This is a genomic window from Kitasatospora sp. P5_F3, from assembly GCF_054049135.1.
Map to the genome: position 1 here is coordinate 52,812 of NZ_JBFUMY010000030.1, position 17,250 is coordinate 70,061.

Annotated in this window: 14 protein-coding genes; 10 read left to right on the forward strand and 4 right to left on the reverse strand. The window is 73.2% G+C overall.

Translation table 11 applies throughout. The features are described 5' to 3' along the window. The first annotated feature begins 101 nt into the window (after nucleotides 1-101). A complete protein-coding gene (locus ACXJMZ_RS18820) occupies nucleotides 102-659 on the forward strand; it encodes a methylated-DNA--[protein]-cysteine S-methyltransferase (RefSeq protein ID WP_457031208.1) in 558 nt (185 codons plus the stop codon). 39 nt (nucleotides 660-698) lie between these two features. On the opposite strand, the gene ACXJMZ_RS18825 is transcribed toward ACXJMZ_RS18820, so the two are convergent. Continuing rightward, nucleotides 699-1,817 (reverse strand): ATP-grasp domain-containing protein, encoded by a 1,119-nt coding sequence (locus tag ACXJMZ_RS18825; RefSeq protein ID WP_457031209.1) that lies wholly within the window; start codon nucleotides 1,815-1,817, stop codon nucleotides 699-701. A 429-nt stretch (nucleotides 1,818-2,246) separates the two neighbouring features. Here ACXJMZ_RS18825 and ACXJMZ_RS18830 point away from each other — a divergent pair, with 429 nt between their 5' ends. Continuing rightward, entirely contained in the window at nucleotides 2,247-3,680 is a 1,434-nt protein-coding gene (locus tag ACXJMZ_RS18830) for a family 2B encapsulin nanocompartment shell protein (protein ID WP_457031210.1), read from the forward strand. A 71-nt stretch (nucleotides 3,681-3,751) separates the two neighbouring features. Further along, nucleotides 3,752-4,804 carry a family 2 encapsulin nanocompartment cargo protein polyprenyl transferase gene (locus ACXJMZ_RS18835; RefSeq protein WP_457031211.1) on the forward strand — a complete coding sequence of 351 codons (1,053 nt, stop codon included), beginning with the start codon at nucleotides 3,752-3,754 and terminating at the stop codon, nucleotides 4,802-4,804. Between the two features lie 54 nt (nucleotides 4,805-4,858). On the opposite strand, the gene ACXJMZ_RS18840 is transcribed toward ACXJMZ_RS18835, so the two are convergent. Further along, nucleotides 4,859-5,878: an NAD-dependent epimerase/dehydratase family protein gene (locus ACXJMZ_RS18840; RefSeq protein WP_457031212.1), complete on the reverse strand. Its 1,020-nt coding sequence runs from the start codon at nucleotides 5,876-5,878 to the stop codon at nucleotides 4,859-4,861. A gap of 169 nt (nucleotides 5,879-6,047) precedes the next feature. Between ACXJMZ_RS18840 and ACXJMZ_RS18845 the strand changes: the two genes are divergently transcribed. The 4 genes from ACXJMZ_RS18845 to ACXJMZ_RS18860 all read left to right on the forward strand — a co-directional run bounded on the left by ACXJMZ_RS18845 (nucleotide 6,048) and on the right by ACXJMZ_RS18860 (nucleotide 10,659). Then, the gene (locus tag ACXJMZ_RS18845) at nucleotides 6,048-7,403 is read left to right on the forward strand and encodes a DUF1254 domain-containing protein (RefSeq protein ID WP_457031213.1); all 1,356 of its coding nucleotides are present in this window, start codon (nucleotides 6,048-6,050) and stop codon (nucleotides 7,401-7,403) included. After that, nucleotides 7,400-8,734: a DUF1254 domain-containing protein gene (locus ACXJMZ_RS18850; RefSeq protein WP_457031214.1), complete on the forward strand. Its 1,335-nt coding sequence runs from the start codon at nucleotides 7,400-7,402 to the stop codon at nucleotides 8,732-8,734. The genes ACXJMZ_RS18845 and ACXJMZ_RS18850 overlap by 4 nt, the downstream gene beginning before the upstream one ends. 109 nt (nucleotides 8,735-8,843) lie before the next feature. Then, nucleotides 8,844-9,383 carry a SigE family RNA polymerase sigma factor gene (locus tag ACXJMZ_RS18855; RefSeq protein WP_457031215.1) on the forward strand — a complete coding sequence of 180 codons (540 nt, stop codon included), beginning with the start codon at nucleotides 8,844-8,846 and terminating at the stop codon, nucleotides 9,381-9,383. 64 nt (nucleotides 9,384-9,447) lie between these two features. Further along, the gene (locus tag ACXJMZ_RS18860; protein ID WP_457031216.1) at nucleotides 9,448-10,659 is read left to right on the forward strand and encodes a hypothetical protein; all 1,212 of its coding nucleotides are present in this window, start codon (nucleotides 9,448-9,450) and stop codon (nucleotides 10,657-10,659) included. 5 nt (nucleotides 10,660-10,664) lie between these two features. On the opposite strand, the gene ACXJMZ_RS18865 is transcribed toward ACXJMZ_RS18860, so the two are convergent. Continuing rightward, nucleotides 10,665-12,272, reverse strand: a complete 1,608-nt coding sequence (locus tag ACXJMZ_RS18865) for a BACON domain-containing protein (RefSeq protein WP_457031217.1) — start codon at nucleotides 12,270-12,272, stop codon at nucleotides 10,665-10,667. A 170-nt stretch (nucleotides 12,273-12,442) separates the two neighbouring features. On the opposite strand from ACXJMZ_RS18865, the gene radA reads away from it, so the two are divergent. Then, nucleotides 12,443-13,954, forward strand: a complete 1,512-nt coding sequence (gene radA, locus ACXJMZ_RS18870; RefSeq protein ID WP_457031218.1) for a DNA repair protein RadA — start codon at nucleotides 12,443-12,445, stop codon at nucleotides 13,952-13,954. Between the two features lie 169 nt (nucleotides 13,955-14,123). Beyond that, the gene (disA, locus tag ACXJMZ_RS18875) at nucleotides 14,124-15,182 is read left to right on the forward strand and encodes a DNA integrity scanning diadenylate cyclase DisA (RefSeq protein WP_457031250.1); all 1,059 of its coding nucleotides are present in this window, start codon (nucleotides 14,124-14,126) and stop codon (nucleotides 15,180-15,182) included. 41 nt (nucleotides 15,183-15,223) lie between these two features. On the opposite strand, the gene ACXJMZ_RS18880 is transcribed toward disA, so the two are convergent. Then, complete coding sequence (locus ACXJMZ_RS18880) at nucleotides 15,224-15,841, reverse strand: helix-turn-helix domain-containing protein (RefSeq protein WP_457031219.1); 618 nt, start codon at nucleotides 15,839-15,841, stop codon at nucleotides 15,224-15,226. A 120-nt stretch (nucleotides 15,842-15,961) separates the two neighbouring features. On the opposite strand from ACXJMZ_RS18880, the gene ACXJMZ_RS18885 reads away from it, so the two are divergent. Beyond that, on the forward strand, nucleotides 15,962-17,239 hold the full coding sequence (locus tag ACXJMZ_RS18885; protein ID WP_457031220.1) for an MFS transporter: 1,278 nt from the start codon (nucleotides 15,962-15,964) through the stop codon (nucleotides 17,237-17,239). Nucleotides 17,240-17,250: the final 11 nt, after the last annotated feature.

Below are 17,250 nucleotides of genomic sequence, written 5' to 3' on the forward strand. Positions count from 1 at the left end.
GACGCTCCCGCCCCGCGCAGCGGGCGACGCGCGGGGCGTCCCCGGCGGCGGAATCGGGAATCCGGCCGTTCGCCGTGGGTGGGCGCGGGTAGCGTGCTGGTATGTCGATCTCCTGGGTGACCGTGCCGACGCCGCTGCCGAGCGGGCCGCTGCGGCTGGCCGTCACCGAGCAGGGAGTGGCGGCGGTCTCGTACCACGGCGACGCGATCGGGGGCGTACCCGGCCGGGTGGGGATACCGGAGTGTGCGGACGAGAGCCGGGCCGGGCTGGTGCGGGCCCGGCTGGCGGAGTACTTCGACGGTCGGCGGACGGAGCTGGAGCTGCCGATCGACTGGCGGTTCACCACCGGTCCGCACCGCACCGTGCTGCAGACCCTGACCGCCCAGGCCGGCTACGGGCAGACCCTCACCTATGGCGAACTCGGCGCCCGCAGCGGGGTGTTCGAGGACTTCACGGACGGTGGATGGACGGCGGCCCGGACGGTGGGCAAGATGATGGGCGCCAATCCGCTCTGCCTGCTGGTGCCCTGCCACCGGGTGGTCGCCTCGGACGGTATCGGTGGCTTCGGCGGCGGGCCGCGCGGCCTGGAGATCAAGCGCTGGCTGCTCACCCTGGAGGGCGTGCTGCCGCCGACCCTGGACTGGAACGGCCCCGGCTGACCCGGGGCCCCAGGCGTCAGGCCGGCCCGGCCCCCGGCGTCAGACCAGTGCGGCCACCGGCTTCGGCTGGTGCACGGCCGCCACCGGCGGGTGCGGGAGCTCGGGCTCGGGCAGGGTCTCCGGCTGGCGCGGCGCTGCACTGAGCGACGGCAGGATCGGCTGGATGGCGGCCACCAACGCGTAGTCCTCGCCCAGCAGTTCGTCGGTGGGCGGCAGGGCCGGCAGCCGGCCGAGCGCCAGTTGGACGGCGGCCAGCGGCAGGTTGAGCCCGCACAGCCGTAGCTGGTGCAGACCCCCCGAGGGCCGGGTGTTGATGTCCAGCAGCACCGGCACGCCCCGGTGGTGGCGGAACTGCACGTTGGAGAGGTAGGCCATCCCGAAGGTCTCGATCAGCCGCCGGGTCGGCTCCAGGTACACCGGGTCGACGGTGAAGCTCCGGCGGCGGCTGCGCTTGCTGCGGCCGACGGCGGCCAGCAGCCGGCCGTCCGGGTCGGCGAGGCAGTCCACCGAGACCTCGGGGCCCTCCAGGTAGGGCATCACCAGTAGGTCGACCGGCTCGGGGGCGGCGGCGATCGCGTCGGCCAGCTGGTCGAGCTGCACGCTGCCGCTGGGCCAGCCGGCCAGCTGCCCCAGCTGGAACGGCTCCCGGGTGATGGTGCGGAAGCCCTCGCCACCCGCGCCACTGGCCGGCTTGAGGCAGGCCTGATCCCCGGCGTACTCCAACTCCTCCACCGCGCGCAGCAGTTCGTCGGCGGTCCGGACGTGGTGCCAGCTCGGTACCGGCAGCCCGGCGGCCGCCATCGCGACGTAGCCGTCCACCTTGCTCTCGAAGGTGGCGATCGCCTGGGCGGGCGGGCAGATCAGTTCGGTGCCCCGGGCGGTGAACTCGGCGCGGCGCCGCGCGATCGCGAGCTGGTGCAGCCGGGGGAGGAAGACGTCGATCCGGTGCCGGTCGCAGAAGTCCAGGGCGAACTCGACGTACGCCTCGGCGGACAGGCCGTCCGGCTCCAGCAGACCGTGGTCGGCGGCCGCCAGGACGGGGGAGTCGGCGTCCACGTGGGTGGCGTAGACCTCCACCGGCGCCGCCCGCAGCAGGTCTATGAAGAAGACGTTCTCGGCGTAGGTGCGGTTCAGCCAGACGCGGGTGGGGGCGATCAACAGAGGTCTCCCTGGAAAAGGGCAGCAAGAAGAGTGGGAGGGCGTCCGGCAGAGGGTGGCCGATCGGCCTTGACTGCGCCCTTGAAGTGGCACCTTAGCGCTCTCGGCCGAACGGATGAACGGGGGGTGGCGGCCGATCCGGGGCGCCAGCCGGGGGAATCGCCGGGCTTCCGTCAACTCGCCTGAATCGAGGGCTAGTTGGCCTGGTGGTCGACAGGTTTCCGGGATGTGAATTCTTCGACGGCTCGAGTGCGACGGCGTACGCGATGCACAGAAACGGCGCAGTCGGAGCGAGAACGTTCGAACAATCACTGATTCGGGTGAGCCCAGTGGCATTTGTCGATCAGCTGAGCCTGGCCGGCCGCCACTATGAACCACGCAACGCGATCCGTCCATCATGCCCGCATCGTGCTCGCGGAGAGGCCTTCGATGTCCATCGAAACCAATGTCGGTATCCCCCAACAGGGCGGGGAGTCACCGGCCGCGGCCGGTGTGCGCCCGCAGAGCCTCGGGACCGAGGCAGCCCGACAACTGGCGACCACCACCAAGTCCGCCCCGCAGATGCAGGAGATCAGCGACCGCTGGCTGCTCAGGATGCTGCCCTGGGTCGAGGTCGCGGGCGGCGCCTACCGGGTGAACCGGCGGCTGAGCCACGCCGTCGGCCAGGGCCGGGTGGCCTTCGAGCAGACCGGCTCCGAGGTCCGGGTGGTGCCGCCGACGCTGCGGGAGATCCCGCTGCTCCGCGACTTCCCGGACGACCGGCTGCTGGTCGAGCTGGCGGGCCGGTGCACCGCCCGTACGGTCGCCCCCGGTGAGCTGCTGGCGGAGGCCGGGCAGCCGGTCGACGAGGTCTTCCTGATCGCGCACGGCAAGCTCGACCGGTTGGGCGTCGGCAGGTACGGCGAGACCACGGTGCTCGGGATGGCGGCCGACGGCGACCAGCTGGGGGACGAGGCCCTCGGGCAGTCCGACCCGCTCTGGCCGTACGCCGTCCGGGCCGTCACGGCGGGCACCGTGCTGGCGCTGCCCCGGGCGGCCTTCCAGGAGCTGGCCGGGCGTTCCCCCGCGCTGCGCGAGCAGCTCGAGCGGTATGCGGCGGGCGCCCGACAGGCCGTCAACAAGTACGGCGAGGCGCAGATCGAGCTGTCGGCCGGCCACCGGGGCGAGGTCGAACTGCCGAGCACCTTCGTGGACTACGAGCTGCGGCCGCGCGAGTACGAGCTGAGCCTGGCTCAGACCGTGCTCCGGGTGCACACCCGGGTCGCCGACCTCTACAACGAGCCGATGAACCAGACCGAGCAGCAGCTCCGGCTGACCATCGAGGCGCTGCGCGAGCGCCAGGAGTACGAGTTGGTCAACAACCCCGAGTTCGGCCTGCTGGCGACCGCCGCGTACGAGCAGCGGATCTCCACCCACTCGGGGCCGCCGACCCCGGACGACATGGACGACCTGCTCAGCCGTCGCCGGAGCACCCGGTTCTACCTGGCGCACCCGAGGGCGATCGCGGCGATCGGCCGGGAGGCCAGTAAGCGCGGCCTGTACCCGGAGGCGGTCGAGCTGGACGGGCAGCGGGTGACCGCCTGGCGCGGGGTGCCGATCCTGCCCTGCAACAAGATCCCGATCAGCAAGGGGCAGACCACCTCGATCCTGGCGATGCGCACCGGGGAGCACAGCGAGGGGGTGATCGGGCTGCGGCAGACCGGTCTGCCGGACGAGTACGAGCCCGGTCTCTCGGTGCGGTTCATGGGGATCGACGAGAAGGCGATCACCTCCTACCTGGTGAGCACCTACTACTCCGCCGCGGTGCTGGTGCCCAACGCGGTCGGTGTGCTGGAGAACGTCGACATCGCGCACCGGGGCTGACCGCACCGGAGCCGGCGTACCGAGGCTGCGGGCGGTCCGCGCGCAGCCACTTCATCTGGGGGAGGACGTACATGGGCATCTTCACGATCGAGCGGGACAGCCGCGAGGGGGCCGAGGCCATCGAGGTGCTGGCCCGCTCCCGGGCGGTGGTGGACCCGGTGCTGCGGGCGGCCGTCGAGTCGCTGCCCGCCTCGATGCGGCGGGTCTCGGGGTACCACTTCGGCTGGTGGGAGGCGGACGGTGTGCCGTCGACCGCCGGTTCGGGCAAGGCGATCCGGCCGGCCCTGGTGCTGGCCGCGGCCCAGGCGGTCGGTGCCGCCGGGCCCGCGGTGGCGGTCCGGGCGGCGGCCGCCGTCGAGCTGGTGCACAACTTCACCCTGTTGCACGACGACGTCATCGACCGGGACGACACCCGGCGCCACCGCCCCACCGCCTGGCGGGTGTTCGGCGTCACCGAGGCGATCCTGGCGGGCGACGCGATGCACTCGCTGGCCCTGCGGGTGCTCGCGGAGGACGAGCACCCGGCCGCCGCGACGGCGGTCCGGCGGCTGGCCGACTGTGTGGTCGAGCTCTGCGAGGGCCAGCAGGCGGACTGCGCCTTCGAGCAGCGCGACGACGTCACCCTGGCCGAGTGCCTGGCCATGGCCGAGGCCAAGACCGGCGCCCTGCTCGGCAGTGCCTGCGCGATCGGTGCGCTCTACGGTGGCGCGGGGGAGCAGGCGGCGGCCGCGCTGGACGCGTTCGGCCGGGAGATCGGGCTGGCCTTCCAGCTGATCGACGACCTGATCGGCATCTGGGGCGACCCGGCGGTCACCGGCAAGCCGGTCGGCGCCGACCTGGCCGCCCGGAAGAAGTCCCTGCCGGTGGTCTTCGCGCTCGCCTCCGGCCACCCGGGCGGTGCCCGGCTGGCCGAACTCTACGCACTGGAACGCCCGTTGACCGCCGTCGAGCTGCGCGAGGCGGCCGCTTCGGTGGACCAGGCGGGCGGCCGGGCCTGGGCCCAGAGTGAGTCCTGCGAGCGGATGGCGGCCGCGATCGCCCACCTCGCGGACGCCGTCCCCGACCCGTCGGCGGCCGACGACCTGCTGGCGCTGGCGGAGCTGGTCACCCGACGGGCGTACTGAGCTCCTGCGTACGGGCGGCACCGCTCCGGTCGGGGCGGTGCCGCCCGCCGCCGTTCAGCCCTCGGACCGGCCCAGTGCGGTCAGCAGCTGCTGCTCCTTCGCCCGGTCGATCCCGAGCGCGGTGCTGCCCTGCCGGTACGGGGCGTCGGCGGGGCCGCGCTGCTGGATCCAGGCCCAGGTGTCGGCGACCGTGTCGGCCAGCGGGCGGGTACGCAGTCCGGCCTTCGCGGCCTTCGCGGAGTCGGCGGTCCAGATGCCCGACCAGTCGGGCGCGGCCGGGCTCCAGAGCGGCAGCTCGGTCCACGGCGACACCGCCGCCTCGGTGAGCAACTCGTCCGGCGCCCAGACCAGTTCGGCCCCGCTGCCGGTGACGGTCACACAGGCTTCGAGCATCCCGCGCATGGTGCTGCTGCCGGGCAGCGCGGTGGTGACGTACCGTCCGGCGTCGCCCCGCTCCAGCAGGTCGAGCCCGAAGGCGGCGAAGTCCCGGGCGTCGATCAGCTGGAGCTCGCGCTCCGGGTCGCCGCCCGCGAGCACCCTGCCGCCCTCGGCGATCCGCTCCAGCCACCAGGGCAGCCGCCCCACGTTCTCGTACGGGCCGATCAGCAGGCCGCAGTTCAGGATCAGCGACCGCTCGGGCCCGAACACCTCCAGTACCGCCCGCTCGCAGCCGGCCTTGAGGTGGTTGCCGGGCGGCTGGTCGGCCGGGGTGTCGGCGGGGCAGGGCTGGGTGGCGGAGCTCTCGTCGACCGGCAGTGCGGGCCAGTCGGTGAAGGCATGTACGGAGGAGACGAAGGTGTAGTGCTCGGTATGGTCGCGCAGCGCCCGGGCGGCCAGCGCGACCGCGTACGGCTGCTGCCCGGCGCTGTCCACCACGGCGTCCCAGCGGCGGCCGTCGACCAGCCGGGCCAGGTCCTCGGGGGAGTTGCGGTCGCCCCGGACGGCTTCGACGCCGGGCTGGTCGGGGCCGGAGAGGCCGCGGTTGAAGGTGGTGACCCGGTGGCCACGTTGCAGGGCTTCGGACACATAGGCGCGGCCGAGGAAGGACGAGCCGCCGATCACGAGGAGGTTCATGCCCTTCAGCCTGCGCCGGTCGGGCCGCCGCCGGAAGCGAGGTTCGCCCTGGGCAAAGCGGGTTCGCCGAGAGCTGACGCTCCGTCCGACATGCCGGTCGGCCATGGGCGGCATAGCATCCGTTCCGTATGGTCTGTGACGGTATGTCCGATCTGGGGAGTGCGGCAGCATGGGAAACCCGGTACTGGTGGATCCGGCGACGGTGCGCAGGACGGCGGCGGAGGGCTGGATCTGGGGATTCAGCCTGCTGGAGAACTACCGCACCCTCTACCCGCAGGCCGTCGACCAGGCGGATCCGCGGTACGTCGGCGGCTTCGGTGTGTTCCGGCACTACCCGCAGCCCTCCACCCCGGCCAACACCGACGTGGTCACCCCGAACAACGACACCCCGTACTCCTGGGCCTGGCTCGACCTGCGGGCCGAGCCGTGGGTGATCGAGGTCCCGGCCGTGGACCGCTACTACGTGATCCCGTTGCACGACCTGGACACCCCGTACGTCGGCTTCGTCGGCACCCGCACCACCGGCGGGTCGGCCGGTCGCTACCTGGTCACCGGGCCCGGGCACCGGGACGTCCCGGCGGACGGCTTCGACGGGGTGCTGCGCGCGGACACCGAACTGGTCGGCATCGTCGGCCGCACCTACCTGGCCGGCCCGGAGGACGTCCCCGAGCTGGAGCGGATCCAGCAGCGGTACGCCCTTCGGCCGCTCAGCGCGCACCGGGGCGCCGAGCCGCCGCCCGCCGCTCCCGAGCCGGTCTGGCCGGTCTGGCGGGAGGAGATCCGGGACACCCTGGAGTTCTTCGTCCTGCTGGACTTCCTGCTCGGCTTCTTCCCGGCCCGGCCGGCCGGCACCGCCCTCCCCGCCGAGCTGGACCTGCGCCGCCGACTGGCCGAACTCGGCATCGGCGGCGGGGACTTCGAGCCCGCCACGCTGACCGCCGAGCTGCGCGAGTCGATCACCCAGGGCATCGCGGACGGCCGGGCGGAGCTGGAGCGGGCCGCCGCCGGGACGGTCGGCAACACCGGCCTGTTCGGCACCCGGGCCGAGCTGGGCGAGGACTTCCTGAAGCGTGCGGTCGGCGGCTACAAGGGCCTGTACGGCCTGCCGCCCGCCGAGGCCTGGTACGGCGGCTGGGTCGCCGACAGCGAGGGCAACCGCCCGCCGAACGCCTCGGACCGCGACTACGTGCTGCACTTCCCGCCCGGGCAGCTGCCCCCGGCCCGGTTCTTCTGGTCCGCCACCATGTACGGCCTGCCCGGCCGGTTGCTGGTGGACAACCCGCTGCAGCGGTACTCGATCGGCGACCGCACCCCGGGCCTGGTGTACGACCCGGACGGCGGTCTGACCCTGCACGTCCGGCACAAGCGCCCGGCCAACGCCGAGCACAGCGCCAACTGGCTGCCCGCCCCGGACGGCCCGTTCAGCATCGTCATCCGGCTCTACGGCCCCGACCAGCCTGTCCTGGACGGAAGTTGGAGCATCCCGCCGCTCACCCCGCGCGAGCCGGAGGTGGTCGGGGCATGACCGAGGCCAGGATCGAAGCGCTGGCGGCCGACGCCTACGTCTACGGCTACCCGATGGTCTTCGACCTCACGATGGTCGACCGGTGCCGACGGCAGGGCATGGGCAGCCTGCCCGCCACCGACTTCAACCGCTTCGGCCACGCCGAGCAACTCGCCAGGGCCGACACGGAGTTCGTCTCGGTGAACAACGACACCGTCTACTCGATCGCCCAACTCAACCTCTCCGGAGGACCGTTGGTGCTGGACGTGCCGGACACCGACGGCGCCTACCTGGTGCTCCAGTTCGTCGACGCCTGGACCAACAACTTCGCCTACCTGGGCCGCCGGGCCACCGGCACCGGTGCGCTGCGCCGCCTGCTGGTGCCCCCGCACTGGCACGGCACGCCCGAGCCCGGGCTCGAGGTGATCGAGTGCCCGACCACGGTCGCCACCGTGGTGGGCCGCAACGCCTGCGAGGGGCCGGCCGACCTGCCCCGGGTGCGCGAGCTCCAGCGTCGGCTGACCCTGACCCCGCTGGAGCCGGGCGGGGTGTACGCGGGCCTGCCCGAGCCCGATCCCGAGGTGCCGGAGCAGCTCCGCTTCCTGGAGCAACTCCGGCTCTGGATGGCACAGTTCCCGCCTGCTGCGCCCGATCTCGAGTACCAGCAGCGGTTCGCCCCGCTCGGTCTGCTGGACGCCGGTGCGTCGCCCTACCGCAACCCCGCCCCCGGCTGGGCCGCCGCGCTGGCCGCCGGCCTGGCCGAGGGCCGTCGCCGGGTCGAGGAGGCAGGCCGCCCCGACCCCGACCAGCCGGGCGGCGAGTGGGTGCTGAACCTGCACCTCTTCGACTACAACCTGGATCACCTCGGCCCCGGCACCCTGGACGACCCGCAGTGGCGGATCCCCGACCGCCGGGCCGCCTACCTGACCCGCGCGGTCGCCGCCCGGACCGGGCTCTGGGGCAACCACGCCTACGAGGCGGCGTACGCGATGACGTTCCAGGACGCCGAGGGCAGGCCGCTCACCGGTGCCCGCTCGTACACCCTGCGCTTCGACAGCCCGCCGCCGGTGGACGCCTTCTGGTCGCTCACCATGTACGACGCCACCGACTACTACCTGGTGGCCAACCCGATCGACCGCTATTCGATCGGCGACCGCACGCCGGGCCTGGTGTACGCACCGGACGGCTCGCTCACCCTGGTGCTCCAGCACCGGCGGCCGGACGACCCGGCCGGGGCGGCCAACTGGCTGCCCGCCCCCGAAGGGGAGTTCCGCCCGGTGATCCGGCTGTACCAGCCGGGCGCCGCCGTCCTGGACGGTACGTACCGGCTGCCGCCGCTGCAGCCGCGCTGACCGGTCGGCCCCGGCGGAGCCCGTACCCTTCGCCTCGCTGTAACACCCCGCAGCCCTCACCGCGTCAGACAGGTGTGAGCAGGTGGCAGCAGGCGGGGGAGTGGTGAGGGTGGGAAACCGGAGCGGGCGCGACCGGGACGAGCGGTACCTGGAGTTCGCGGCGGCAGGCGCGGGCCAGCTCTACCGCTCGGCCTGTCTGCTGACCGGCGGGGACACCCACCTCGCCGAGGACCTGGTGCAGGAGACCCTCGGCCGGATGTACGCGCTCTGGCGCCGCTCCGGCTGGCTGCTCGGCGGCCGGTCGATCGACAACCCGGCCGGGTACGCCCAGCGGGTCCTGTTCCGCACCTACCTGAGCCACCAGCGACGGCGCAGCAGTACCGAGCGCCCGACCGGCGAACTCCCCGACCGGGCCGGGCCGGACGGCGACGACGGCACCCTGCGGCTGACCCTGCTCGAAGCGCTCGCCCAACTCTCCGCCCAGGACCGGGCGGTGCTGGTGCTGCGCTACTGGGAGGACGTCAGCATCGAGCAGACCGCCGAGATCCTGCACTCCAACTCCGGTGCCGTACGTACCCGGAGCTCCCGCGCGCTGGTCCGGCTCCGCACCCTGCTCGGCGACTCGCTGGCCGAGCTGGCCGGGCACTGAGCGACTGTTCCGACTGCCGGGCCGTCAGGGCCGGTCCGATCCTTCCGAGAGACGGTGATCCGTGATGTCCGAAAACTCCGACTTCGAGGGCGAGTTGACCCGGGCCCTGCGCCGGGCCGGTACGGCCTTCGAACCCGACCAGCACGGCCTCACCCTCGGCGGAGCCGTCCGGGGGCGCCGGATGCGCCGCCGGTCGTTCACCGTGACGGGTGGCGCGGCGGCCGTGCTGCTGCTGGCGGCCGGCACGGCGGCCGTCGCGGGACTGCCCGGCGGCGCCGCCCGCCCGGTGCCCCCGGCGTCCAGTGCCTCACTGCCCGCACCGTCCGCACCCGGTCTGACGGGCCCGCAGCTGGTCGCTGCGCTGACCCCGCACCTGACCGGTCTTCAGGTGGTCGACTCCGAGGCGATCGACACCGCCGAGTCCCTGCGCACCGGGCACCTGCCCATGCTGTCGGTCACCGTGGACGACGGCCGGGGCCGGGCCCTGGTGACGGTCACCGTGAACCGGCTGCTGCCGCAGGAGGGCCACCGGTCCAAGGTCGAGTGCCCGGCCGAGCCGTCCGCGACCGAGATCTGCGAACAGAGCCGGACGGCGGACGGCGGCACGCTGACGCTCCGCCGCGACCAGCCGCCGGGCGGGGACCCGAAGCGGATGTGGTCGGCCACGCTGATCACTCCCGACGGGGAGTGGGTGGACGTCAGCTCGTTCAACTTCGCCAGCATGGTCGACCAGAACATCACCCGGGCGGAGCCTCCGCTGACGGTGGCGCAACTCGGGGTGATCGCCACCGACCCGGTCTGGCACCCCGCCTTCGAGGCGATCCCGGCGAGTGGGCTGACCCAGGTCGTCCCGCCGCCGGTGCTCGCCGGGGAGCGGATCGCGGCCGTCGTCCAACCGCTGCTCCCCGCCGGGGCGGTGGTCGACCAGATCAGGCCGACCGCCGACAACCTGCACCTGCGGGTGAACACGGGCGGGGTGGACGTCCACTTGCGGGACTGGCGGAAGCCGCCGATGGGCACGCCGGCCGACGAGTTCGCCGGGGCCGAACGGCTGCCGGACGGCACCCTGCTGCTCGCCGGCACCGAACCGTTCGGCGGACCGAGCTACCGCAACGTGGTCGTACTGCTCCGTCCGGACCGGCTGCGGGTCACGGTCTCGGCGCTCAACCCGCCGGTCGTCGAGGGCCGGACGCCCGTCTCCACGCCGGTGCTGACGCTCGACCAGGTCCGCGCCCTGGCCCTCGCGGTGGTGGCGGAGGCGGCCCCGCTGCCGTAACCCGGTCACGGGGACTCCGGGGCGGCGGGGGAGGCCGGGGCCGAGGCGGACGGCGAACCGGTTGGAGTCGGGGTGGGGGTGGAGGTCGGGCTCGGGCCGGGATCGGGCGAGCCGGTCGGGGTGCTGCTGGGCGACGGGCTCGGGGAGCTGCTGGGCGTCGGCGACGGGCTGTCGCTCGCCCCGGGGGTGGGGGACTGGGACGGGATGCCCCGGTCCGAAGGGCCGCCCTCCAGGGTGACCACGGCCTGGGACGGCGGCAGGGCGATCCGGGCCCGCCACTGGTGGTCCGGGGCCCTGGACTGATCGACCGTCACGGTGACGGTGATCCGCTGGGCCGGGGCCAGGGTGCCGGAGTCGCGGCTCAGCCGCAGCCAGTCGGCGTCCACCTCCGCGTGCCAGTGGATCGTGGTGCCACCGGAGTTGACCAGGGTGATCACCGTCCGCTCGCCGAACTCCTGGGCCTCGACGGTCAACTGGCCGGGAGCCGCAGGCACCACCGCGGCCGGGGCCTCCGGCCGGGGGGTGGTGTTGCCCAGCCGGGTGGCACCGTGCCCCGGCACCTGGACGGCCGGGCCCAGCACGGACGGCAGCAACGTTTCTGCGCCCGTGGTGACCGAACCGGCCAGCTCAAGGCCGTGCTCCGGGCCGACCGGCGGCATCTCCCGGACCGACGGCCCGGCGGACGGCTTCGCAGGCGTCTCCACCCGCACCGAGGAGACCGCCGCCGCCCCCGACACACCGTCATCGCTGCGGTGCGCGCCCCAGAGCGCCACCACCGGAGCCGTCAGCACCGCCGCCAGCACACCTGTGGTCACCACCCGCTGACGCACCGCCAGACCACCGAGCCGACTCGGCGCCCGGTGCCGGGGGAAGCCCCGCTGGTCGAACCGGAGCGCACCCTCCTCGGGCCCGACCGGCCGCCGGGACACCATCCGGGCCCGCAGCTCCTCCGGCGCGGGCAGCAACGGCAGCCCGGGCAGCGCCGCGAGGCCCCGGCCCAGCTCGCCGGAGACCCGCTCCGCCGTACCCCGGCAGGTCGGGCAGTCCACCACGTGGCGGACCAGCTCACGGCGCAGCGCCGGGCCGAGCACCCACTCCCGCCAGCTCTCCGCCCCGGCCCCGCCCAGCTCGGCCAGCACCGGGCAGCTGCCCACGCCGAGCACCAGCAGCGCGACCCGGGTCCGCCACACCTCCGCCTCGGCGGCGGCCAGCAGCTCGTCACCCGCCATCCTGGACAGCCCCAGCACGGCGGCCACCTCGTCCGGCCCGAGCCGGTGGCGCACCGCCAGCTCCAGCGCCTCGCGCTGCTCCGGCGGCGTGCCGGCCGCCTCCGGCCAGGCCAGTGAAGCCAGCTCCCGCCGCTGCTCCGGCCCAGGGGCGACCTGGCCCTGGGCCAGCCGCTGCAGACAGCAGTGCCGCGCCAGTGAGTACAGCCAGGCCCGGCGCAACGCCGGATCAGCCAGCCGTTCGCCGTGCCGGAGCGCGAGGTCGCGCACCTCGCGGACCGCCGCAACGGTGGCGCCGTGCTCGCAGAGAACGGAGAGACAGTACGTGAACAGCCCGTCGGCGTACTGGTCGTAGGCCGCCGCCGTGGACGTGGGGGAAGTCGTCACCCGTCCGACGCTAGGCATCGGGCCGAACGACGGGGCCGATTCGGGCCCCTTGTACTTCTTTCGGGTAACAAGACCACCCGACCGAGAACCTTTGGGAGGTACCCCGCTTGGTAGGTACCCCGCTCCGAGCCCCGAAGTACTTGTCGGTGCCAGCCGCTACGGTGTGCCCCATGGCTGCCCGCACCAAGACCACCGCCAAAGCTCGCCCGGCATACCGCTGCACCGAGTGCGGCAACCAACTGCCCAAGTGGGTCGGCCGCTGCCCCGAGTGCAACGCCTGGGGCACCGTGGAGGAGTACGGCGCGGTCCCGATCCGGACCACCGCCGCCGGCCCGGTCAGCACCCCCGCGATGCCGATCGGCCAGATCGACGGCAAGGTCGCGACCGCCCGTACCACCGGCGTCCCCGAGCTCGACCGGGTGCTCGGCGGTGGCCTGGTGCCCGGCGCGGTGGTGCTGCTGGCGGGCGAGCCCGGTGTCGGCAAGTCGACCCTGCTGCTGGACGTGGCGGCCAAGGCGGCCAGCGACCAGCACCGCACCCTCTACGTGACCGGCGAGGAGTCGGCCAGCCAGGTCCGGCTGCGCGCCGACCGGATCAACGCGCTCTCCGACCACCTCTACCTGGCCGCCGAGTCCGACCTCGGTGCGGTGCTCGGCCACATCGACGCGGTCAACCCCGGCCTGCTGGTCCTGGACTCGGTGCAGACCATCGCCTCCGCCGAGCTGGACGGCGCGCCCGGCGGTCCGGCCCAGGTCCGCGAGGTGGCGGGTGCGCTGATCCGGGCTTCCAAGGACCGCGGGATGGCGACGCTGCTGGTCGGCCACGTCACCAAGGACGGTTCGATCGCCGGCCCCCGGCTGCTGGAGCACCTGGTCGACGTGGTGCTGAGCTTCGAGGGCGACCGGCACGCCCGGCTGCGGATCATCCGCGGCATCAAGAACCGCTACGGCGCCACCGACGAGGTCGGCTGCTTCGAGCTGCACGACGAGGGCATCATCGGCCTGGCCGACCCGTCCGGGCTGTTCCTGACCCGGCGTGACAAGCCGGTCCCCGGCACCTGTCTGACCGTCACCCTGGAGGGCCGCCGGCCGCTGGTGGCCGAGGTGCAGGCGCTGATGGTCGACTCGCAGATCCCGTCCCCGCGCCGGACCACCTCAGGCCTGGAGTCGCCCCGGATCGCGATGATCCTGGCGGTGGTCGAGCGGCACGGCGGCGTCAAGCTCGGCAAGCAGGACATCTACACCGCGACGGTCGGCGGTGTGAAGCTCACCGAGCCGTCCGCCGACCTGGCGATCGCGCTCGCGGTGGCCAGCTCCTCCTCCGACACCCCGCTGCCGAACGGCCTGGTGGCGATCGGCGAGGTCGGCCTGGCGGGCGAGGTCCGCCGGGTGACGGGTGTTCAGCGGCGGCTCGCCGAGGCGCACCGGCTGGGCTTCACGCACGCCCTGGTCCCGCCGGATCCGGGAAAGGTTCCGCGCGGGATGAAGGTGGTCGAGGTGGCCGACATCGGTGAGGCCCTGCAGGCCATCCCGGGCCGCCGCAAGGCCGCCGCGAAGCCCCGTGCCGAGGCCGCCGGGGGACCGCCCGCCCCGCGCCCGGCACCGGTCGCCGCACCGGTCGTGGCCTACCCGGAGGAGCTCATGCAGGGCTGGGAACCGGTCGACTCGGACGAACTCAACTGACCCGGACCTCCTTATTGCCGAACGCCGTTAGACTTTCCCCTGTTTAATCGGCATGAAGTGCAGTAATGAGACAGACCGTCGGGCACCACGCCACGCGGTCCGGGTCGACCGGAGGAGTCACGTGGCAGCCAGCGACCGGGCGGACAAGTCCCCCCGCGAGGAGGCCCTGCTGCGGGCTTCCCTCACAGCCATCGCGCCGGGGACGGGTCTGCGCGACGGTCTGGAGCGGGTGCTCCGGGCCAACACCGGCGGGCTGATCGTGCTCGGCTTCGACAAGACGGTGGACTCCATCTCCACCGGCGGCTTCGTGCTGGACGTCGAGTTCACCGCCACCCGGCTGCGCGAACTGTGCAAGCTGGACGGCGCGGTGGTCCTGGACAAGGACATCACCAAGATCCTCCGGGCCGGCGTGCACCTGATGCCCGACTCGACCATCCCCACCGACGAGACCGGCACCCGGCACCGCACCGCCGAGCGGGTCAACAGGCAGACCGGCTTCCCGGTGGTCGCGGTCTCGCACTCGATGCGGCTGATCGCGATGTACGTGAACGGGACCCGCCGGGTGCTGGAGGACTCCACCACCGTGCTCTCCCGGGCCAACCAGGCGCTGGCCACCCTGGAGCGCTACAAGCTCCGCCTCGACGAGGTGGCCGGCACCCTCTCCGCGCTGGAGATCGAGGACCTGGTCACCGTCCGGGACGTCACCGCGGTCGCCCAGCGGCTGGAGATGGTCCGGCTGATCGCGGCCGAGATCGCGGGCTACGTGCTCGAACTCGGCACCGACGGCCGGCTGCTCTCGCTCCAGCTGGACGAGCTGATCGCGGGCGTCGAGCCCGAACGCGAACTGGTCGCCCGGGACTACTTCCCCGAGCGGGCCGCCAAGCGCGGCAAGACCGTCTCCGAGGTGCTCGCCGACCTGGAGGCGCTCACTCACGCGGAGCTGCTCGACCTGCAGACCGTCGCCAAGGCCTTCGGCTACCCCGGCACGCCGGAGTCGCTGGACTCGGCGGTCTCGCCGCGCGGCTACCGCCTGCTGGCCAAGGTGCCCCGGCTGCCCAACACCGTCATCGAGCGGCTGGTCGAGCACTTCGGCGGCCTGCAGAAGCTGCTGGCCGCCAGCATCGACGACCTGCAGACGGTCGAGGGCGTCGGCGAGACCCGGGCCCGCTCGGTCCGCGAGGGGCTGTCGCGGCTCGCAGAATCGTCCATTCTGGAGCGCTACGTCTGACCGGCGCCGCGGTCTGACCTGCGCCCGGCGCTGACTCGGGGTCAGGTCTCCGTCGGGTCGGCCGGCTTCACCGCGTAGAGCAGGCTGAGCAGCGTGACGTCCACGGCCTCCGGGTCGGTACTGTCGCCCTCGGCGGCCAGTTCATCGAAGATGCCGCCGAGCTGCTTGCGCAGCCGGACCGCCCGCTCGGGACGCAGCCGCAGACTGAAGTGGTTGAACATGGCGGGTGAGGCGGGCAGATCCGGGGCGATGTTCGGCAGGTCGAGCCGGTCCGCCAGGTAGTGGCCACGGAAGTCGGCGCGGACCAGCTCGAGTGCGGCGAGCATCGGGCCGATCGCTTCCTCGCGGGCGATGCTGCCGTCGGAGAAGACCTGGCCGGAGAGGCGCAGTGACTTCTGGGCCGGCCGGTAGCGGCTCTCGGTGATGCCGGATACCACCCGGGTCCCGGCCACCATGATCAACGCGGTCTGTTCGAGCTGCTTGATGTGCCGGTAGAGCTTGGTCGGCGGCTCGTCGAGCGCGACGGCGATCTCCTTGACCGTCAGCGGCTGCGGGTCCCGTTGCATCAGCGCGTTCAGGATCGCCAGCCGCATGGGGTCGGCCAGTGCCTTCAGCGTTGCCAGGTCGCCGACTTCACGCTCACTCAGTTGCTCATCCACCGGTTCATTAACCCATGAACGTCAACGCTTGTGCAAACAATCACCCTTCTGCAACCATTCACTCAAGCGTGAATGGTTGCAGAAGGGTGACCGTGCACGCTCGGGTGAACGGGGTGGGGCATGACCACGCAGCAGCAGCTGGACGAGGTCGGGGAGCACGGGGCCGACCGGAGCGCAGCAGTACCCCTGCGCCGCAACTGGCGCTACCAGGCGATGTGGAGCGGCGCCGCCGCCTCGATGCTCGGCACCATGGTCGCCGACACCGCCTACCCGCTCCTGCTGCTGGCGATGACCGGTTCCCCGCTTCTCGCCGGAGCCTTCGGCGCGGTCCAGTTCACGGCCTCGCTGCTGTTCGGCCTGCACGGTGGTGCCCTCGCCGACCGCCGTGACCGCCGCCGGATCCTGGTCGTCGCCGACGCCGTCCGGGTGCTGGCCACCCTCTCCGTCCCGGCCGCGCTCTGGCTGGACCGCTTCACCGTCCGGCACGCCCTGCTGGTCGCCGCCGTGATCGGTGCCACCATCGCCTATGCGGGCCCGGTCCGGACGCTGGCGGTCCGTTCGCTGGTGCCGCCCTCGCAGCTTCGGCAGGCGCTCACCCAGGACGAGGTGCGGGTCAACGGCGCGGTTCTGCTCGGTCCGCCGCTGGCCGGACTGCTGCTCGGCCTCGGCCGGGCCGTTCCCTTCCTCGCCACCGCCCTCACCTCGCTCTACTCCCTCGCGACCGCCTGCCTGGTCCGGTTCGACAGCCGCCCGGCCGGGCAGAGCCCCGCCGCGAAGGAGGACGGCGGCAGGAAGAACGACGGCACTCTGGCGGGCCTTCGCCAGCTCTGGGGCGACCCGGTGATGCGCGCGGTGGTCGGCGTGGTCGGCGCGATCAACCTGATCGGCGCCGCGATGCTGCTGCCGCTGATGGTCCTGCTCCGGGACGGCGGCACCTCGACCACCGGTACCGGCCTGGTGCTGGCGGGTGAGGCGGTCGGCGGCCTGCTCGGTGCCCTGCTGGTCCGCCCGCTGCACCAGCGCCTGCGCCCCGGGCGGCTGTTGCTGACGGTCGCCTGGGCCGTGGTCCCGCTGCTGCTGGCCCCGGCCCTGGTCAGTGGCCCGGTCGCGCTCTTCCTGATGCTGCTGGTGGTGTCGCTCGGGGTCCCGGCCCTGCGGGTGATGGTCGACCTGCTGATCTTCCAGCAGGTCCCGGACGCCCTCCGTGGCCGGGTGATCGCCGCGACCATGACGCTGTTCATGCTCGGAGTGCCGCTGGGCAGCTTCGCCAGCGGGCTGCTGCTCGGCCACCTCGGGCCGGTCGTCGTCCTCCAGCTGCTCGCCGCCGTGCTGGCCGCCGCCCTGCTGCCCGCCGGCTTCAACCGTCCCCTGAGGCAGGCCCTCTGGCCCACCCGGTAGCGGTACCCGTG